The sequence below is a fragment of the Scytonema sp. UIC 10036 genome (assembly GCF_009725235.1).
In genome coordinates, this window is the sequence record NZ_WJFC01000036.1 from 33,515 (window position 1) to 57,293 (window position 23,779).

Sequence of the window (23,779 nt, forward strand, 5' to 3'; positions counted from 1 at the left end):
ATGAACCAAGCAGACCAGTCAACTTCTCCAATTAAGCGAGCGCTTCTAGCTGTAGAGCATCTGCAAGCTAAACTAGAAGCTGTGGAAAGAGCCAAAAAAGAACCAATTGCCCTTGTGGGTATGGGGTGTCGATTTCCTGGAGGTGTACTTAACCCAGAAGCCCTCTGGCAACTTCTGAGAGATGGTGTAGATGCAGTCACTGAAGTGCCAGCGAATCGCTGGGATATTGATGCTTTGTATGACCCCAATCCAGAAACTCCTGGCAAAATGTATACTCGCTACGGTGGGTTTGTCAATCAGTTAGAAGAATTCGACGCCCAGTTTTTCGGAATTTCCCCTAGAGAAGCGGTGAGCCTCGACCCTCAGCAACGGATGCTACTCGAGGTGAGTTGGGAAGCATTAGAAAATGCCAACATCAACCCCGCTCAATTGCTGGACACTCGAACTGGAGTGTTCGTTGGCATTTCTGGTAATGATTATTTTCAACGCTTGTTAACCAGAGAAATAACAGAGCTAGATGCTTACCAAGCTACAGGCAATGCTCATAGTATTGCGGCAGGTCGCTTGTCTTATCTTCTAGGGTTAACTGGACCTAGCATGGCAGTGGATACTGCTTGCTCCTCCTCTTTGGTAGCAGTTCATTTAGCTTGTCAAAGTCTGCGGAATCGTGAATGCGATCTCGCTCTAGCAGGCGGGGTTAACTTGCTGCTTTCCAGTGAAATTAGTATCAATTTATCGAAAGCGAGGATGCTTTCACCGGATGGGCGATGCAAAACCTTTGATGCCAAAGCTGATGGCTACGTCCGGAGTGAGGGGTGCGGGGTGATTATCCTCAAGCGACTCTCTGATGCCATCAAAGATAACGATCGCATACTCGCATTGATTCGCGGTTCGGCGGTCAACCAAGATGGTCGCAGCAGTGGTTTAACAGCACCGAATGGACCATCACAGCAAGCGGTTATTCGCCAAGCTTTGGAAAATGGCGGGGTAGAAGCGAGTGAAGTTAGCTATATCGAAGCTCATGGTACGGGAACTGCTTTAGGAGATCCAATAGAAGTAGGAGCTTTGGCCGCAGTGTTTGGTAAGAATCGTACCAAAGATCGGCCTCTCACTGTGGGTTCGCTGAAAACCAATATCGGGCATTTAGAATCAGCCGCCGGAATTGCCGGACTCATCAAAGTAGTGCTGCAATTTCAGCACCAGGAAATTGCGCCCCATTTGCACTTTGAACATCCCAGTCCCCATATTGACTGGGAGAATTTACCCCTGACAGTACCAATAAAAAGAACTCAGTGGCACACAGGAGAAAAACCCCGCTTGGCAGGAGTGAGTTCTTTTGGCTATAGCGGTACTAATGCTCATGTGGTGTTGGCACAAGCCCCCTCTAGAAAGACCAGGGAAGTAGAGGAGCAGGGGAGCAGGGGAGGTATTGAACGTCCTTTACATCTGCTCGCCATATCAGCAAAGACAGATCCGGCTCTGCGGGAACTCGCTCAAAAGTACCTAGCATATCTGCAATCGCATCCCGATATCAAAATTGCAGATATGTGCTACACCGCTAACACTGGGCGATCGCACTTTCACAATCGCCTTGCTATCATGGCTACATCTGTTGAGAGCTTCAAAGAGCAATTGAAGGCTTTTGCAAGTAGTGGAGAAACATCGGAACGTTCATTGCATCGAACCCAGAAAAAGTCTCCAAAAATCGCATTTTTATTCGCAGGTCAGGGTTCGCAGTACGTTAATATGGGTCGCCAACTGAGCGAAACTCAGCCTACCTTCCGTAAAGCGCTCGAACGCTGTGATGAAATTCTTCGACCCCATTTAGAAAAATCTCTTATTGAAATTCTTTATCCCTCCTCAACAGAAGAAACTGGGAAGTTTTTAACCTTAGATGAAACCGCATATACTCAACCCGCTTTATTTGCTCTAGAGTATGCCCTATATGAATTATGGCGTTCTTGGGGGATCGAACCCGCAGCAGTCATTGGTCACAGTGTAGGAGAATATGTCGCTGCCACTGTTGCAGGAGCTTTAAGCCTGGAAGATGGACTAAAATTGATTGCCCAGAGAGGAAAACTCATGCAGTCTCTGCCGACTGATGGGGCAATGGCAGCCGTTTTTGCCTCTGAAAGTCAGGTAAGAGCAGCAATTCAAGCTTATGCTCCACACTTAGCGATCGCAGCAATCAACAGTCCTAAAAATATCGTAATTTCTGGAAAAGCCGAGGTAGTCCGCACAGTAACGGCTAACCTGCAAGCAGAAGGAATAGAAGTCCGTAACCTCAAAGTCTCCCATGCCTTTCATTCTCCCTTGATAGAGCCGATACTGGATTCATTAGAGGGAGTGGCAAGTAAAATGACTTACCAACCTGTGAAAATTCCCCTAATTTCCAACCTCACAGGTCAGATGCTGCAACCAGGAGAAATGCTCAATGCCCGTTACTGGCGAAATCACGCCCGAGAACCAGTACAGTTCATGGCGGGGATCGATACACTTTTAGACAAAGGCTTTGATATCTTTTTGGAAATTAGTCCCAAACCGACTTTATCTAGGTTGGGGCAGCAGTCCCAGCAAGAAAAAAATGCAATTTGGCTCTCTTCCTTGGCACCGCAGCAGTCAGACTGGCTATTATTACTCAAGAGCTTATCAACTTTATATTTACACGGAGTCGATATTCACTGGCGCGGATTTGACCAAGACTACTCCCGCAGTTTATTATCCCTGCCTACCTATGCATTCCAGCGCCAAAGTTATTGGATTCAACAAGCAGATACAGTAAATACTAAGATAAATGGAAAAGATTTGATTATGAATGGAAAAGAACCGAAGACACAGATGGATGTAGCCCTTACAGACAGCAGACATGAAGAAATTCTAGGAACATTGCAGGATTTAGTCGGAAGGTTATTGCACGTTTCACCAACAGATGTCAATATTCATGCTCCTTTTCTGGAAATGGGTGCTGATTCCATTATGATGGTTGAGGCGGTGCAACGGATTGAAAACATTTATGGGTTAAAAATTTCTCTTCGTCAGTTATTTGAAGAGTTAGCCACTCTAGATGCCTTAGCAATTTATCTAGACCAGCATATCAAGACGGTATCTCCACCGCTACCTGCTCCTGAAGTACCACCAACTCCAGCGATCGCAACTCCTCCATCTACTCCTGAAGTAGCACCAACTCCAGCGATCGCAACTCCTCCAACCTTTGTACAACCCCAAATTTCTACACACCAACCACAAATAGAACCACCTTTAACGGTTCACCAGCCACAGCCACAGGTAGAAGCCTCCTTAACAGGGCTGGAAAAAATCATGGGTCAACAACTCCAGTATCAATTCCAATTAATGTCTAAACAGTTGGAGGTTTTGCAAAACAAGAACGTTGCCCAACCATTAGAAGTCATAGAAAATGGCAAATCAGCTTTGCCTGCAACAAACTATGGTAATAATACACATACCCCCCCACAACCTGTCCTACCTGCATCCCAGAACCCAACTAGCCAAAATGGTCAGACGGTTCCCCCAGTTAAGCAAATAGCACCAGCAGTTTCTTCACCTTGGGGACCGAAAAAGCCTCCCACTGGTGGGCTAACTCCTCAGCAGCTGCAACACTTAGAGGCTTTAATTCAGCGTTATACCCAGCGAACCAAAACTTCAAAAAAACTGGTTGAAAGCGCTCGTCCTTTCTTAGCTGATAGCAGAGCCTCAGTGGGATTTCGTTTGTCAATAAAAGAAATGCTTTACCCGATCGTTGCCGAACGATCTCAAGGTTCTAGAATTTGGGATGTAGATGGCAACGAATACATTGATATGACAATGGGGCAAGGGGTAACTCTCTTCGGGCATAAACCCCCATTCATTATGGAAGCCCTAGAAGCACAAATTGAGCAAGGAATCCATCTAAATCCTCGCTCTCCATTAGTTGGTGAAGTGGCTCAATTGTTCGCCGAACTTACAGGGATGGAGCGAGTTTGTTTCTGTAATTCTGGAACAGAAGCTGTAATGGCAGCAATCAGAGCAGCAAGATCTGTGACTGGTCGAACCAAGATTGCTATGTTTGATGGTTCTTACCACGGACATGCCGATGGAACTTTAGCTAGAAAGCAAATTATTAACAACGAGTACCGTTCTTTGCCTCTCAGTGCAGGTGTGCCTGCGGGTGTTGTTGAAGATGTCATTGTACTTGACTACGGTAGCGAGCAATCCCTAGAGTTTTTGCAAATCCATGCTCGCGAACTGGCTGCGGTGCTTGTTGAACCCGTGCAAAGCGGTCAACCTATTTTGCAACCCAAAGATTTTCTGCACAGTCTCAGGCAAATCACCGCACAAGCGGGAACGGCATTAATTTTCGATGAAATGATTACTGGTTTCCGCGCTCATCCCGGCGGGGCGCAGGCTTTATTTGGCGTTCAAGCAGATATTGCCACTTATGGCAAGGTGGTCGGTGGTGGTATGCCCATCGGTGCGCTTGCTGGTAAATCTCAATACCTAGATAGTATTGACGGTGGTATGTGGAACTATGGAGATAGTTCCTATCCTCAAATAGAAAGAACTTTCTTCGGTGGCACTTTTTGTCAACATCCCCTAGCTATGGTCGCAGCACGGGCTGTACTCAAGCATCTAAAAGCGCAAGGACCAAGCCTTCAGCAACAATTAAACGATCGCACCTCTAAATTAGCTGCTACTCTGAACACCTATTTTCTTGAGAATGAAGTTCCTATTAAAATCGAACATTTTAGCTCTTTCTTCCGCTTTTATCTAACTGGAAATTTGGATTTGCTTTTCTATCACATGGTAGAAAAGGGGATTTATGTTTGGGAATGGCGCAAGCATTTTCTTTCTACAGCTCATACCGAAGCAGATATTTCCCAATTTATCCAAGTCGTTAAGGATAGCGTTGAAGAACTTCGCTCTGGAGGTTTTTTACCCGCAAAAAAGTCTCGGGTGTCCTCTCAAACTACTAATGGCACAGAGTATGACACAACAACCCAAGTGGGTTTAGTGGCAAAAAACACGGCTAAAGGATTTGAGGAAGGACATCGATTTACGCCATCTAATGTAGAGTTCAAAACCAGTTCCAATAGTCAAAAAACTTTACAATTTAGCTTGTACTACTTTGGTAGCTATGAGGCGGAATTTAGCACCAATAAGTACGACCTATTGTTTGAAGGCGCTCGGTTTGGCGATCGCCACGGTTTTACTGCAATTTGGATTCCCGAACGGCACTTTCATGCCTTTGGCGGTTTTTCTCCAAATCCTTCGGTAATTGCTGCTGCTTTAGCGCGAGAAACTCAGCACATTCAATTACGCTCTGGTAGTGTAGTTTTGCCCCTGCATCACCCAATTCGTGTAGCAGAAGAATGGGCAGTGGTTGATAATCTCTCTCAAGGCAGAGTCGGTATTTCTTTTGCTTCCGGTTGGCATCCCCATGATTTTGTCCTTGCTCCCCAGTCTTTTGGCAAACATCGCGAACTGATGTTCCAAGAAATTAAGACTGTCCAAAAGCTTTGGCAAGGTGAATCTATTGAAGTACCTGATGGGACAGGAAAAAATATTAGGGTCAAGACTTACCCCATGCCGATGCAATCCAATTTACCGATTTGGATTACCATCGTCAACAATCCAGATACCTATATTAGGGCAGGAGAAATCGGTGCAGGCATTTTAACTAATCTCATGGGGCAAACTGTTGAAGATTTAGCCCGGAATATAGCCCTTTACCGTGAATCTTTGGCAAAGCACGGTTACGCACCAGAAGCGGGAAATGTCACCGTATTACTGCATACTTTTGTTGGCGAGGATTTAGAGCAAACCCGCGAACGAGCAAGAAAGCCTTTTGCCAATTACCTCAAATCCTCCTTTGGGCTTATGCAGAATATGGTTAAAAGCCAAGGTTTGCAAGTCGATTTTGATAAACTCACAGAAGAAGATCGAGACTTTATCATTTCCTCTGCTTATCAACGTTATGTACAGATAGGTGCTTTGATTGGTACTCCCGCTTCTTGTGTAAGCGTTATTGATAATTTGCGAGCGATCGGTGTTGACGAAATCGCCTGTTTTATTGACTTTGGTATAGATGAAAAAGAGGTTTTAGCAAATTTACCCCACCTGAATGCTCTCAAAGAGTTTTTTCAACAAACAAAGGAAAACCATGTCTCTTCTGATACCTATGCAATTCCTTTAACTGAAGCCCAAAAGCAACTCTGGATAATCGCTCAGTTGGGAGAAGATCGTTCAGTTACCTATAATGAATATCTCACTTTGCAATTGCAAGGTGATTTGAACGTGACGGCAATGAGCAGGGCGCTACAGAAATTAGTTGACCGTCACGAGGCACTAAGGACAAAAATCAGTCCGCAGGGAGATGTGCAAGAAGTTTTATCCTCAGTCAAAATTGATTGTCCTGTAGTAGACTTCAGTAGCTTAGAAGGCGATGCCGAAAGCAGGATGCGTCTACGCAACGCTCGATTAGCAGAGTGGTTTGAAGAACAAAGCCAAAAACCCTTCGATCTGACTCAATGTCCTCTGTTGCGTCTGTATATTCTCAAATTAGAACCAGAACTTCACTTATTATTTTTGAGTGCCCATCACATAGTAGTTGATGCCTGGTCAATAGGAGTGATGCTCCGAGAATTAGGTGCTCTGTATTCATCTGAGTGTCAAGGGATAATTTGCCAGATGAATCCTCCCAAACAGTTTCGGGAATTTATAGAGTGGCAAGATCAGCGCAGCCAGACGCAGGAGATGCAAGCCGATCGATCTTACTGGTTGGAGAAATTGACAGCACCTCCTGTATTAAACTTACCTACTGACCGCATTCGTCCACCCATCCAAACATACAACGGTAGTCGGGGAACTATAAAGTTTGATGCTCAATTAACTAACAAACTCAAACTGTTCGGTCGCCAACAGCGTTGTACCTTATTAATGACCTTGCTGTCAGTTTACATGACGTTAATTCACCGCCTTAGCGGACAGGATGATATTATTATTGGGCTACCGACATCTGGGCGATCGCTGTCAGGGAGTGAGGAGATAGTTGGTTACTGTACCCATTTCTTGCCAATACGTAGTGAGTTATCGGGGAATCCTACGTTTGAAGAATATCTCAAACAGATGCGGGGTGTTTTATTGTCAGCTTACGAACACCAAGATTACCCCTTTGCCGAATTGTTAAATCAACTGAATTTACCAAGAGACAATAGTCGATCTCCTCTGGTTAGTGTCAGTTTTAATTTAGAACCACCTGCTATTGTGCCAGAGTTTTTTCAACTTGAGATTAGCTTATTTCCTCAAGCCGTTAATTTTAAGGATCGGGATCTGCATTTAAATGTAATAGAAATAGCAGGTGAGCTATTCATTGAATGCGATTACAATACTGACTTATTTGATGCAGATACTATTAACCGTTGGCTGAGCCATTTCCAGACTTTACTAGAAGCAGTTGTCACTGAACCAAAACAACATTTGAGGGAATTACCTCTACTGAATGAAAATCAACGCCATCAGTTATTAGTTGAGTGGAATAATACAGAAACGAATTACCCTTGCGACCAAACCATCCATCAGTTGTTTGAAGCGCAAGTAGAACGAACACCTGATGCAACGGCGGTCATATTTGGGGATCGACAGTTGAGCTATGCTCAGTTAAACCTCAAAGCCAATCAACTCGCCCATTATCTCCACACTCTTGGAGTGGGTCCGGAAGTGTTGGTAGGAATTTGCGTAGAGCGTTCTTTGGACATGGTAGTAGGACTACTGGGAATTCTCAAGGCAGGTGGTGCTTATGTACCACTGGAACCCGATTATCCTACCGATCGCTTGAGCTTTATGCTCGAAGATTCTGGGGTTTCGGTGCTGTTGACCCAACAGTCACTGATTGATAGGCTGCCCGGACACGGGGCGCGGCTTGTCTGTTTGGATACTGACTGGCAGAAGATATCTCAGTATCCTCAGAGAAATTCTTTGACTACCGTACAAGGTGGTAATCTGGCTTACATTATTTATACGTCTGGTTCTACAGGAAAACCAAAAGCGGTAGCCATTGAGCATCACAGTCCAGTCGCTTTGGTGAGTTGGGCGCAATCGGTTTTTACACCCCACGAGCTCGCAGGTGTCTTAGCTTCTACCTCGATTTGTTTTGACCTCTCGGTTTTTGAATTGTTTGTGACTCTCAGCACTGGCGGGACAGTCATCTTAGCTCAAAATGCATTGCATTTACCTACCATTGCCGCAGCCAACTCTGTCACTCTCATTAATACAGTTCCTAGTGCGATCGCACAGTTAATTCAAGAGAAGAATTTCCCCAAACAAATCTGTACGGTGAATTTAGCAGGGGAAGCTCTGCAAAATCAACTGGTACAGCAAATCTATCAGCACAGTCAAGTAGAGCGTGTCTTCAATCTCTATGGACCTTCAGAAGACACCACTTACTCGACATTTAGCGCGATCGAAAAAGGGACAACTGCCTCAGTGACCATTGGGCGAGCGATCGCAAACACGCAAATCTATATCCTCGACCAATATCTTCAACCAGTACCAATTGGTGTACCAGGAGAATTGCACATCGGTGGAGAAGGATTAGCACGGGGCTACCTCAACCGCCCGGAATTGACACAAGAAAAATTTATCCCCAATCCATTCAGCACTAACCCAGATTCCCGCCTCTACAAAACCGGGGATTTAGCACGTTATCTACCTAATGGCAACATAGAATACTTGGGGCGCATCGACAATCAGGTAAAAATTCGGGGCTTCCGCATCGAATTGGGAGAAATCGAAGCTTGTCTGAGCCAACATTCCCAAGTGCAAACATCTGTAGTCATCGCCCGTGAAGACAATCCCGGAGATAAGCGTCTCGTCGCCTACGTTGTACCGCAACCACAAAAACCCTCAATTACTGAACTGCGGAGCTTCCTGAAGGAAAAGCTACCAGATTATATGATTCCAAAGGCAATAGTCATTTTGGAGTCATTACCGCTTACCCCTAACGGCAAAATAGATCGTCGCGCCTTACCAGTACCAGAATTACGCACTGGAATAGAAAATAATTTAGTGCCACCCCGTACCCCGATTGAAGAAAAATTGGTACAGATTTGGGCGCAAGTTCTCAGAGTTCCGGTTGTAGGCATACACGATAACTTCTTTGAACTGGGTGGAGATTCCATCCTCGGTATTCAAATCATCACTCGAGCAAAGCTTGTCGGAATAGAACTAACGGTCAAACAACTCTTTGCCCATCAAACAATTGCCTCTTTAGCAGCAGCCACTTTCACAACAAAAGCACTCGAAATCGATCAAGGATTAGTCAGTGGGACATTACCGTTAACACCGATTCAAGAGTGGTTTTTTGAGCAAGAATTCTCACAAAAACACCACTTTAATCAATCAGTTTTACTGACAGTTCCATCTAATATCAATCTAGAAAGATTGGAGCAAGTCTGGCAGAAATTGCTCTTACATCACGATGCTTTGCGCTTACGATTTACCTTTAAGAAGGGGATTTGGCAGCAGATTCATAAGGCTCCTACTGATAGGATTATTATTTCTCGTTTCGACTTATCCACAGTTCCAGAGAACGAGTTGACAAAGGCAATTGAAACCACTGCAAATCAATTACAAGCGAGTTTAAATCTGTCAGAAAATTTGGTAGCTGTTGGCTTTTTCTGGTTGGGAAATGACTTACCAGCACGATTACTGATAGCGATCCATCATTTAGTTATAGACGGTGTGTCTTGGCGGATATTGTTAGAAGATTTGCTGACCGGGTATCAGCAACTAGAAACAGGTCAAGCCATTCAACTACCAGCAAAAACGACATCGTTCAAAGATTGGGCTTACCAGCTGCTGGAATATGCCCAAACAGAAGAATTGAAGTCAGAACTGAGTTATTGGTTGAGAGCATCTGAGTCTGAAATCGCTCCACTCCCAGTAGACATAGCACAAGGAGCAAACACAGTAGCCTCTGCTAGTACAGTATCAGTGTCATTAACCTCACAAGAAACCCGTTCTCTGTTAGTTGATGTTCCCAAAGCTTATAAAACACAGATTAATGATGTCTTGTTAACAGCTTTAGTGCTGGTTTTCAGTCAACGGACTCACTCTAAGTCAGTGTTGTTCAACTTAGAAGGTCACGGGCGGGAAGATATTGTCGAGGGTCTAGATTTATCACGCACAGTTGGTTGGTTTACAACGCTCTTCCCGGTAGTTCTAAAAGTGGAGGGCGGCTTAGACAATATTGGTCAAGCGTTAAAATCTGTCAAGGAACAATTACGGGCAATACCTAACAAAGGCATTGGCTACGGGTTATTGCGCTATCTGAATGTAGAGCCGCAAATTAGCGACCAATTGCAGACAATACCGACTCCAGAGATTACCTTCAATTATTTGGGTCAATTTGCTCAAGTTCTGAATACATCATCTGTGATTCAATTGGCAACTGAGTCTAGCGGACAAACTCAGAGCTTACAAGATTTACGCCCTAGTCTAGTAGAGATTAATGCCATCATCACAAACGAACAGCTACAGATAGATTGGGAATACAGTAGCAATGTCCATCACCACAAAACCATTGAGAATATTGCCCTTGAATTTGTCGCCACGTTGCGCTCTTTAATTGCTCATTGTTTAACGTCGGAAAATGCAGGTTATACGCCAACAGATTTTCCATTAATCAAACTTAACCAGCCCGAGCTTGATGGAGTATTGGCAAGTCTTGCATTCAAACCACAACTACAAAGCAACTGGCAAAAGATTGAGGATATTTATCCTTTATCTTCAATGCAAGAGGGGATGCTATTTGAAAGTTTGTTAGCTCCCAATTCAGGGGTGTATTTTCAGCAGGCAATTTGCACTTTAACAGGTTCTGTAGATGTAAAAACCTTCGAGCAAGCTTGGCAACAAGTGGTAGCAAGGCATTCTATCTTCCGTACAGCTTTCGTTTGGGAGTCTTTAAGCCAGCCAATTCAAGTGGTTTATCGACAGGTTCAAGTGAAGGTTGAAACCTATGACTGGCGATCGCTATCTACTGTGGAGCAGCAACAGCAATTAGAGACTTTTCTTGATTCTGAGAGGCAACAGGGTTTCCAATTGTCGGAAGCGCCATTGATGCGCCTACATCTGCTACAGATGGATGAGAATACTTATCAGTTTGTTTGGTGTCATCATCACATACTACTGGATGGTTGGTCTTTACCTTTGGTGTTCAAAGACCTATTGGAGTGTTATCAAGCAATTTCTCAAGAAGAAAGTTTACCTCAGCTTGGAATCAACAACTACCGCAACTACATCGCATGGTTACAGCAACAAAATAAATCTCTTGCTGCTCAATTTTGGCAACAAAAACTGACTGCTTTCACTTCCCCCACACCTTTGACTGTGGATAAACCATTGTTAATGCGGGAAAACAATTCAAGTTATGGCGAACAACAAATTCAGTTAACGGTATCACAAACAGATGCAGTCGTGTCTTTTGCACGACAACATCAATTGACCATCAGTAATCTGGTGCAGGCAACTTGGGGATTACTGCTATCGCGCTATAGTTCTCAAACAGATGTGGTGTTTGGTGTCACTGTCTCCGGTCGTCCGCCCTCTATTATGGATGTAGAGTCGATAGTAGGAGTATTTATTAATACTCTGCCAGTGCGGATGCAGCTCGCTCAAGAGACTGAACTGCTGAGTTTATTGAAGGATTTACAAGCGCAACAGTTAGAGTCAGAGCAATTTTCTTATAGCTCATTAGTAGAAATTCAGGGTCTAAGTGATGTTCCCAGAGGAATGTCTTTATTTGAAAGCATTGTCATCTTTGGAAATTATCCGGTAGATGATGCTGTTCTAGAAGAACATCGCAGTTTTTCTATCTCAAATTTTGATGTCATCGAACAAACAAATTATCCTCTGACAGTTGTCGCTACTTCTGGTAAGCAATTGTTGCTGAAGTTGAGCTACCAGAAGAGCCGATTTGAGGATTCGACGATTAGCCGGATGCTGGGGCATTTTGTCACAATGCTACAGGCAATTGTCACCAATCCACAGCAACCCATTTCCTCTCTTCCCTTGCTGACAGAATTGGAGTTACAGCAGTTATTAGTTGAGTGGAATAATACGAGCAAAAACTATCCCAGCGATAAATGTATCTCAGACTTATTTGAAGAGCAGGTGGCGCGTACCCCCAACGCTGTGGCTGTTGTGTTTGAAGACCAACAACTGACATATCAGCAGTTGAACTGTCGTGCTAATCAGTTAGCGCATCACTTGCTGTCATTGGGAGTGTCCAGCGATGTACTAGTTGGGATTTGTGTTGAGCGCTCAATAGAGATGGTCGTGGGACTACTAGGTATTCTCAAGGCGGGAGGGGCTTATGTTCCCCTTGACCCCGAGTATCCCACCGAGCGTTTGCGCTTCATCTTAGAAGATGCGCGAGTGAGCGTGCTACTCACACAACAGCATCTTGTGGACTTTCTCCCAACCAGTGCCGCACAACTTGTGTGTTTGGATACTCAATGGCAACAAATTTCTCAGTGGAGTCAGGAGAATCCGAGTACAACAAGAGATTCGGCTGACCTGGCTTATGTGATTTATACTTCCGGTTCAACAGGTCAGCCCAAAGGTGTACAAATTTCCCATCGGTCTGTTGGTAATTTCCTCTATGCCATGAAACAGCAACCAGGAATTACACAACAAGATGTGCTCCTTGGACTCACGACTATTGCCTTTGATATTGCGGCATTAGAAATTTTTCTGCCACTGATTGTGGGTGCTAAATTAGCGCTCGCCCGTCGTGACCAGGCTCAAGATGGAAGACAGTTAGTAGATTTATTAGAGAAGTCGCAAGCGACAATGGTGCAAGCAACTCCAGCAACTTGGAGATTAATTTTAGAAACCCCTTACCAATCGCCAAATCTGAAAATACTTTGCGGGGGTGAAGCGTTACCAAAAGATTTAGCCGAGCAATTGCGTGGTGTGAGTGCTGGTGTCTGGAACCTTTACGGACCGACAGAAACCACAATTTGGTCATCAGTCTATCAACTCGAATCCGAACAGAGCGTAATTTCCATCGGGCGTGCGATCGCCAACACGCAATTTTATATCCTCGACTCTCATTTGCAACCAGTACCGATTGGAGTACCGGGAGAATTACACATTGGTGGTGCGGGATTAGCACGGGGCTACTTCAACCGACCGGAGTTAACACAGGAGAAATTCATCCCCAATCCCTTCTCGAAAAGCAGGGGAGCAGAAGAGCAGGGGAGCAGGGGGGGAGAACGTCTCTATAAAACCGGGGACTTAGCCCGTTATTTACCAGATGGTAATATTGAATACTTGGGGCGCATTGACAACCAGGTAAAAATTCGAGGTTTCCGGATTGAGTTGGGCGAAGTTGAAGCAGTCCTGAGCCAACACTCTGATGTGCAAGTCTGTTGCGTTATTGTCCGTGAGGACAATCCAGGCGATCGACGTTTAGTCGCCTACATTGTACCGCCACCAGAACAGACGCCAAAAATCAGCCAAATCCGTGAGTTCCTTTCTGCCAAGTTACCGGAATACATGATTCCAAGAGCAATAGTCATCTTAGAGTCCCTACCGTTAACCCCCAATGGCAAAGTAGACCGCCGCGCCCTACCAGCACCAGACATCAGTCGCGAATTCTCCGACCAGTATGTCGCACCTCGCACTCCAGTTGAAGAAATCCTGTCACTGATTTGGACGCAAGTCCTGAAAGTCGAGCGTGTAGGTATTCACGATCGCTTTTTTGAACTAGGAGGACACTCGCTTCTTGCAACACAACTGATTTCCCGCGTGCGTAACAGCTTCAAAGTAGAACTACCATTGCGGAGTTTATTTGCAGCACCAACAATCGCTGCCTTGTCGCAAAACATTCAACAGTTGCAGCAACAAGGCTCAGCTTCTGCACCGCCCATTTTGCCCAGACAAACAGATGCAGAACTCCCACTGTCTTATGCTCAGCAAAGGTTGTGGTTTTTAGATCAGTTAGAACCTAACAGTGCGTTCTACAACATTCCTGGCGCTTTACGCTTGGAAGGAACGCTTCAAGTAGCCGCCTTAGAACAAAGCTTCATTGAAATTATTCATCGCCATGAAGCATTACGCACCAATTTCGTTACCGTAGATGGACAAGCTTCACAAGTCATTCATACCGCAACGAATTGGCGATTATCAGTTGTTGAGTTGCAACATTTATCGACAAGCGAGAAGGAAAGACAATCTCAGCTTTTAACGCAACAACAAGCACTTCAACCATTTGACTTAGCAACAGAACCATTAATCAGAGCAACATTAGTCGTACTATCCGAGACAGAATACCAGTTAATAGTGTGCCTGCACCACATTATTAGTGATGGTTGGTCATTAGGTGTGTTGGTCGAAGAATTCAAAGCACTGTACAATGCTTATTCTCAAGGTCAGCCTTGTCCCTTAACACCACTACCAATTCAATATGCGGATTTTGCTTTGTGGCAGAGACAGTGGTTGCAAAGGGAAGTCCTGCAAAGCCAACTCTCCTACTGGCGCGAACAATTAGCCGATGCGCCCACATTCTTGCCCCTACCCACAGACCGACCCAGACCAGCAGTACAGACTTTCGCGGGAGCATATGTTGAGTTTGAACTCTCAAGGTCGTTAACTCAAAAATTAACTCAGCTAGGTCAGTCCCAAGGAGTGACGCTGTTCATGACCCTGTTAGCGGCGTTTAAGGTCTTACTGTACCGCTACACGGGACAAACAGACATTTTGGTGGGTTCGCCCATTGCCAATCGCGAGCGCTCAGAGATAGAAGGGTTAATTGGCTTTTTTGTCAACACTTTGGTGTTGCGTACTGATGTCTCCGGAGACCCCAGCTTTGACGAACTACTGCCCCAAATTCGGGAAATGGCGCTCAATGCCTATGCTCATCAAGACTTACCGTTTGAAATGCTTGTGGAAGCATTGCAGCCAGAAAGAGATCTCAGTCATACACCACTGTTCCAGGTGATGTTTGCCCTTCAAAATGCGCCGATGTCGGACGTCGAGTTAAGTGGGTTAACAATTGGTCATTTGCCCATCGAAAGCGCCACAGCTAAATTTGACCTCACTTTAGTGATGGAGAATACCCGCACCGGACTTGTGGGCGGGTGGGAGTACAACAGTGACTTGTTCGAGCGCAGTACGATTGAGCGGATGACGGGTCATTTTGTCACTTTACTCTTGGCCATTGTGGCGAATCCAACTGAGCGCATTTCTCAATTGCCTTTACTGACACCATCTGAGCAACAGCAGTTACTAGTTGAGTGGAATCGCACTGAAGTAGACTATGCTCGCGATCTGTGTATCCATTCCTTATTTGAACAACAGGTAGAGCGGACTCCAGATGCGAGCGCAGTGATTTTTCACGAGCAACAACTGACTTACCAGCAATTAAATAATCGTGCCAACTCTTTAGCGCATTACCTGCAGTCGTTGGGAGTCTCCAGCGATGTATTGGTGGGTATTTATGCGGAGCGCTCCATTGAGATGGTGGTGGGACTCCTTGGTATTCTCAAAGCGGGCGGTGCTTATGTTCCACTTGACCCCGAGTATCCCACCGAACGTTTGCGCTTTATGGTGGAAGATGCACAGGTTAATGTGCTGCTCACGCAACAGCATCTCGTGGAAAAATTACCTCCACATCAAGCACAAGTTGTTTTGTTGGATAGCGATTGGCAAGAGATTTCCCAGTGGAGTCAGGAGAATCTTATCTCTGGCGTGCAAGGGCATAACTTGGGGTACGTCATGTACACTTCGGGTTCTACAGGTCAACCTAAGGGCATCGCCATGAATCAGTTTGCCCTTTGCAATCTCATCTTGTGGGAACTGCAAAATCCGCTCATTCATAGTGGAGTCAAAACCCTGCAATTTGCGCCCATTAGCTTTGATGCTTCTTTTCAAGAAATGTTTTCTACCTGGTTTGCTGGCGGCACATTGCTGTTGGTTGAGGAGGAATTGCGCCGAGAACCATTGGCTTTACTAAATTTCCTCACCGAACAAAAGGTGGAAAGACTATTTCTGCCGTTAGTTGGTTTACAGCAGCTAGCTGAGGTAGCGGTTGGAACTCAATCGGTGATTCATAGTCTGCGCTCGATTATGACGGGTGGCGAACAATTACAAATGACACCTACCATCCGGCAGTGGTTGAGTCAGCTAACTGAGTGTAGTTTGCACAATTTTTACGGTCCATCGGAGAGCCATGTCGTCACGACTTATTCGTTGACTCATTCAATGGACAATTGGCCGCTACTGCCGCCGATTGGTCGTCCGATTGCTAACACGCAAATCTACATTTTGGATGGGAATTTACAGCCCGTACCCGTGGGTGTACCGGGGGAATTGTACATCGGTGGTGCGGGATTAGCACGGGGCTACTTTAACCGACCGGAGTTAACACAGGAGAAATTCATCCCCAACCCCTTCTCGAAAAGCAGGGGAGTAGGGGAGCAGGGGAGTAGAGGTGAAGAACGTCTGTACAAAACTGGGGACTTAGCCCGTTATCTGCCAGATGGCAACATCGAATACTTGGGGCGCATTGACAACCAGGTAAAAATTCGTGGTTTCCGGATTGAGTTAGGCGAAATTGAAGCAGTTCTGAGCCAACACGCAGATGTGCAAGCCGCTTGTGTCATCGCCCGTGAAGAAACTCCAGGCGATCGGCGTCTCGTTGCTTACATCGCTCCCCAGCCACAGGTGACACTGACAATCAGCCAAGTCCGTAACTTCCTGAAGGAAAAGTTACCGGAATACATGGTTCCAAGTGCAATAGTGATTCTGGAGTTCTTACCGCTCAGCCCCAACGGCAAAGTAGACCGTCTGGCTCTACCAGCACCAGACATCAGTCGTGAATTCTCTGACCAATATATTGCCCCACGGACTCCGGTTGAAGAAATCCTGTCACTGATTTGGACACAAGTCCTGAAAGTCGAGCGTGTAGGCATACACGACAACTTTTTTGAACTGGGGGGACACTCGCTACTCGCAACGCAACTGATCTCCCGCGTGCGTAATAGCTTCAAAGTAGAACTGCCACTGCGGAGCTTATTTGCGGCACCAACGATCGCTTCCTTGTCGCAAAACATTCAACAGTTGCAGCAACAAGACTCAGCTTCTGCACCACCCATCAAGCCCAGAAAAACAAATGCAGAACTCCCACTGTCTTATGCTCAGCAAAGGTTGTGGTTTTTAAACCAGTTAGAACCTAACAGTGCGTTCTACAACATTCCTGGCGCTTTACGCTTGCAGGGAACTCTCCAAGTAGCCGCCTTAGAACAAAGCTTCATTGAAATCATTCATCGTCATGAAGCATTACGTACCAACTTCATGACCGTGGATGGACAAGCTTCACAAGTCATTCATACCGCACCGAATTGGCGATTATCAGTTGTTGACTTGCAGCATTTACCACCCACAGAACAACAAATCACTTCTGGGTCATTAGCGCAACAACAAGCACTTCAACCATTTGACTTAGCAACAGAACCATTAATCAGAGCCACATTAGTCGTACTATCCGAGACAGAATACCAGTTAATAGTATGTCTGCACCACATTGTCAGTGATGGCTGGTCATTAGGTGTGTTGGTCGAAGAATTAAAAGCACTGTACGGTGCTTACTCTCAAGGTCAGCCTTGTCCGTTGACACCACTACCAATTCAATATGCAGATTTCGCTGTGTGGCAGAGACAGTGGTTGCTTGGGGAAGTCCTGCAAAGCCAACTCTCCTACTGGCGCGAACAATTAGCCGATGCGCCCACATTTTTGCCACTCCCCACAGACCGACCCAGACCAGCAGTGCAGACCTTTGCAGGAGCATATATTGAGTTTGAACTCTCAATGGAGTTAACTCAAAAACTCACTCAGCTAGGTCAGTCCCAAGGAGTGACGCTGTTCATGACCCTGTTAGCGGCGTTTAAGGTCTTACTGTACCGCTACACGGGACAAACAGACATTTTGGTGGGTTCGCCCATTGCCAATCGCGAGCGCTCAGAGATAGAAGGGTTAATTGGCTTTTTTGTCAACACTTTGGTGTTGCGTACTGATGTCTCCGGAGACCCCAGCTTTGACGAACTACTGCCCCAAATTCGGGAAATGGCGCTCAATGCCTATGCTCATCAAGACTTACCGTTTGAAATGCTTGTGGAAGCATTGCAGCCAGAAAGAGATCTCAGTCATACACCACTGTTCCAGGTGATGTTTGCCCTTCAAAATGCGCCGATGTCGGACGTCGAGTTAAGTGGGTTAACAATTGGTCATTTGCCCATCGAAAGCGCCACAGCTAAATTTGACCTCACTTTAGTGATGGAGAATACCCGCACCGGACTTGTGGGCGGGTGGGAGTACAACAGTGACTTGTTCGAGCGCAGTACGATTGAGCGGATGACGGGTCATTTTGTCACTTTACTCTTGGCCATTGTGGCGAATCCAACTGAGCGCATTTCTCAATTGCCTTTACTGACACCATCTGAGCAACAGCAGTTACTAGTTGAGTGGAATCGCACTGAAGTAGACTATGCTCGCGATCTGTGTATCCATTCCTTATTTGAACAACAGGTAGAGCGGACTCCAGATGCGAGCGCAGTGATTTTTCACGAGCAACAACTGACTTACCAGCAATTAAATAATCGTGCCAACTCTTTAGCGCATTACCTACAGTCGTTAGGAGTGTCCGGCGATGTGCTGGTGGGTATTTATGCGGAGCGCTCCATTGAGATGGTGGTGGGACTCCTTGGTATTCTCAAAGCGGGTGGTGCTTATGTGCCACTTGACACTGGGTATCCCACCGAACGTTTGCACTTTATGGTGGAAGATGCACGGGTTAATGTGCTGCTCACTCAACAGCATCTTGTGGAAAAATTACCTCCACATCAAGCACAAGTTGTTTTGTTGGATAGCGATTGGCAAGAAATTTCCCAGTGGAGTCAGGAGAATCTCATCTCTGGCGTCAAAGGGGATAACTTAGGTTACGTCATGTACACTTCGGGTTCTACAGGTCAACCTAAGGGCATCGCCATGAATCAGTTTGCCCTTTGCAATCTCATCTTGTGGGAACTGCAAAATCCACTCATTCATAGTGGAGTCAAAACCCTGCAATTTGCGCCAATTAGCTTTGATGCTTCCTTTCAAGAAATGTTTTCTACCTGGTTTGCTGGCGGCACATTGCTGTTGGTTGAGGAGGAATTGCGCCGAGAACCACTGGCTTTATTAAATTTCCTCACCGAACAAAAGGTGGAAAGACTATTTCTGCCGTTAGTTGGTCTACAGCAGCTAGCTGAGGTAGCAGTTGGGACTCGCTCGGTGATTCATAGTCTGCGCTCGATAATGACGGGTGGCGAACAATTACAAATGACACCCATCATCCGCCAGTGGTTGAGTCAGCTAACTGAGTGTAATTTGCACAATTTTTACGGTCCATCGGAGAGCCATGTTGTCACGACTTTTTCGTTGACTCATTCAATGGACAACTGGCCGTTACTGCCGCCGATTGGTCGTCCGATTGCCAATACCCAAATCTACATTTTGGATGGGAATTTACAGCCCGTACCCGTAGGTGTACCGGGAGAATTGTACATTGGTGGTGCGGGATTAGCACGGGGCTACTTTAACCGACCGGAGTTAACACAGGAGAAATTCATCCCCAACCCCTTCTCGAAAAGCAGGGGAGTAGGGGAGCAGGGGAGTAGAGGTGAAGAACGTCTGTACAAAACTGGGGACTTAGCCCGTTATCTGCCAGATGGCAACATCGAATACTTGGGGCGCATTGACAACCAGGTAAAAATTCGTGGTTTCCGGATTGAGTTAGGCGAAATTGAAGCAGTTCTGAGCCAACACGCAGATGTGCAAGCCGCTTGTGTCATCGCCCGTGAAGAAACTCCAGGCGATCGGCGTCTCGTTGCTTACATCGCTCCCCAGCCACAGGTGACACTGACAATCAGCCAAGTCCGTAACTTCCTGAAGGAAAAGTTACCGGAATACATGGTTCCAAGTGCAATAGTGATTCTGGAGTTCTTACCGCTCAGCCCCAACGGCAAAGTAGACCGTCTGGCTCTACCAGCACCAGACATCAGTCGTGAATTCTCTGACCAATATATTGCCCCACGGACTCCGGTTGAAGAAATCCTGTCACTGATTTGGACACAAGTCCTGAAAGTCGAGCGTGTAGGCATACACGACAACTTTTTTGAACTGGGGGGACACTCGCTACTCGCAACGCAACTGATCTCCCGCGTGCGTAATAGCTTCAAAGTAGAACTGCCACTGCGGAGCTTATTTGCGGCACCAACGATCGCTTCCTTGTCGCAAAACATTCAACAGTTGCAGCAACAAGACTCAGCTTCTGCACCACCCATCAAGCCCAGAAAAACAAATGCAGAACTCCCACTGTCTTATGCTCAGCAAAGGTTGTGGTTTTTAGACCAATTCGAGCCTCAAGGAGCTTCATATAACATTCCCTTTGCTTTGCGCTTAGAAGGAACACTCCAAGTTGAAGCGCTACAACAAAGCTTCATTGAAATCATTCATCGTCATGAAGCATTACGCACCAACTTCATCACAGTAGATGGACAAGCATCACAAGTCATTCATACTGCAACAAATTGGACAGTATCAATTGTTGACTTGCAGCATTTGCCACCCACAGAACAACAAATCACTTCTGGGTTATTAACGCAACAACAAGCACTTCAACCATTCAATTTAGCAACAGAACCATTAATCAGAGCAACATTAGTCGTACTGTCCGAGACAAAACACCTGTTATTAGGGTGTATGCATCACATTGTCAGTGATGGTTGGTCAATGGGAGTGTTGGTTGCTGAATTCAAAGCACTGTACAATGCTTACTCTCAAGGTCAACCTTCTCCCTTAGTGCCACTACCAATTCAGTACGCAGATTTCGCTTTGTGGCAAAGACAGTGGTTGCTTGGGGAAGTCCTGCAAAGTCAACTCTCCTACTGGCGCGAACAATTAGCCTCAGCACCCACATTCTTGCCCCTACCCACAGACCGACCCAGACCTGCGGTACAGACCTTTGCAGGAGCATATATTGAGTTTGAACTGTCAATGGAGTTAACTCAAAAACTCACTCAGCTAGGTCAGTCCCAAGGAGTGACGCTGTTCATGACCCTGTTAGCGGCGTTTAATATCTTGCTGTACCGCTACACGGGACAAACAGACATTTTGGTGGGTTCGCCCATTGCCAACCGCGAGCGCTCAGAGATAGAAGGGTTAATTGGCTTTTTTGTCAATACTTTAGTGTTGCGTACTGATGTCTCCGGAGACCCTAAGTTTGATGAACTACTGCCCCAGATTCGGGAAATGGCACTTGATGCTTATGCTCATCAAGACTTACCGTTTGAAATGCTTGTAGAAGCATTGCAGCTAGAACGAAACCTGAGTCATACGCCACTGTTCCAGGTGATGTTTGCCCTTCAAAATGCCCCCATGTCGAACGTCGAGTTAAGTGGGTTAACAATCTCTCATTTGCCCATGGAAAGCGCGACAGCCAAATTTGACCTCTCCTTAGTGATGGAGAATACTCACACCGGACTTGTGGGCGGGTGGGAGTACAACAGTGACTTGTTCGAGCGCAGCACGATTGAGCGGATGGCGGGTCATTTTGTCACTTTACTCTCGGCCATTGTGGCGAATCCAACTGAGCGAATCTCTCAATTGCCTTTACTGACACCATCTGAGCAACAGCAGTTATTGGTGGAGTGGAATCGCACTGAAGTAGACTACCCCCAAGATCTCTGTATCCATCAATTATTTGAGGAGCAAGTCAAGCGCAACCCAGATGCAGTAGCAGTGGTGTTTGAAAATCAACTTCTTACCTACCAGCAATTGAATAGTCGTGCCAATCAGTTAGCACATTACTTACAGTCGTTGGGAGTGTCCGGCGATATGCTGGTGGGTATTTACATGGAGCGCTCCATTGAGATGGTAGTAGGATTACTTGGCATTCTCAAGGCGGGTGGTGCTTATTTGCCACTCGCTCCTGAGTACCCAATTGAGCGTCTGAATTTCATGCTTGTGGATGCAAGGCTTGAGGTGCTCGTGACACAGCAAAGACTCGCGGACAGATTACCCGAGCATGCGGCACGAGTTGTTTGTTTAGATACCGATTGGCACTTTATTTCTCAGTTAAGCCAAGAGAACCCCCTCACGAGCAGACAAGCAACTGATTTGGCTTATGTCATTTATACTTCTGGTTCAACAGGCACACCCAAGGGAGTACCCATCGCCTATCGCGGATTGTTAAATTTAGTCAAATGGCATCAGCGTGCGTTTAACGTCACCAACAACGACAAAGCCACCCAAATGGCAGGCACGGCATTTGACGCGGCGATCTGGGAATTATGGCCGTACCTGAGTGCAGGTGCTTGTATCTACCTGGTCAAATCCGATCTCTTGACCTCGCCAGTCAATCTGCGTGAGTGGTTAATCGAAAATCAAATTACCATCGCTTTTGTGCCAACGCCAGTGGCACAGGAGTTATTGTCTTTGGAATGGACGACCCAAAGTTTAGCTTTGCGTTGCATCTTGACTGGCGGGGATAAGCTTCATCACTATCGCTCGGATGCAATCCTGTTTGAGGTAGTGAATAATTATGGTCCGACTGAGAATAGTGTAGTTACAACTTCTGGGTTGGTAATGCATAACCAAAAGCAGAACTCGCCCACCATTGGTCGCCCAATTGACAACACAAAAGTTTACATTTTAGACTCTCATCTGCAACCAGTACCGATTGGTGTGCCGGGAGAGTTACACATCGCGGGTGTTGGCTTGACTGTTGGCTACCTCAACCGTCCCGAATTGACACAAGAGAAATTCATCTCTAACCCATTCAGCACTGACCCTGGTTCCCGCCTCTACAAAACCGGAGACTTAACCCGTTATCTACCGAATGGCGACATAGAATACTTGAGGCGCATTGACAATCAAGTGAAGATTCGTGGCTTCCGCATTGAATTGGGAGAAATCGAAGCTTGTCTGAGCCAACATTCCCAAGTGCAAATATGTGTGGTCATCGCCCGTGAAGATAATCCCCAAGATAAGCGCCTAGTCGCCTACATCGTACCGCAACCAGAGCAGACACTCACAGTCAGCCAAGTCCGTGAGTTCTTAAAGGAAAAGCTACCAGATTACATGGTTCCAAAGGCAATAGTCATTTTGGAGTCATTACCACTCACCCCCAACGGCAAAATCGACCGTCGCGCCTTACCAGTACCAGAATCCCGCACTGGAATAGAAGAAGATCTAGTACTACCCCACACCCCAATAGAAGAAAAATTGGCACAGATTTGGGCGCAAGTCCTTAGAGTAGAGGTGGTAGGGATACACGATAACTTCTTTGAACTCGGTGGAGATTCTATTCTCAGCATTCAAATCGTCACTCGCGCAAAACTGGCTGGAATAGAACTGACAGTCAAACAACTCTTTGCCCATCAAACAATTGCCGAACTAGCAACAGTTGCTTTCACAACAAAAGTTCTCGAAATCGATCAAGGATTAGTGAGTGGGGCATTACCGTTAACACCAATTCAACAGTGGTTTTTTGAGCAAGACTTCTCACAAAAGCACCACTTTAACCAATCATTTCTGCTGACAGTCCCCTCCAATTTCAAGCTAGAGATATTAGAGCAAGTCTGGCAGAAATTACTCTTACATCACGATGCCCTGCGCTTGCGATTTACTCTTGAAGAGGGAACTTGGCACCAGACTCATGCAGAACCAACAGAGCAAGTTGCTA

Annotated in this window: 1 protein-coding gene (only partly in view); it reads left to right on the forward strand. The window is 46.0% G+C overall.

Annotation, left to right across the window (positions count from 1 at the left end):
• Positions 1-23,779, forward strand: partial view of a non-ribosomal peptide synthase/polyketide synthase gene (locus F7734_RS63585; protein WP_166481987.1) — the 5' portion only. Its footprint extends 1,175 nt past the window's final position; only the first 23,779 of its 24,954 coding nucleotides appear in the window; the start codon lies at positions 1-3; its stop codon lies off the right edge, out of view.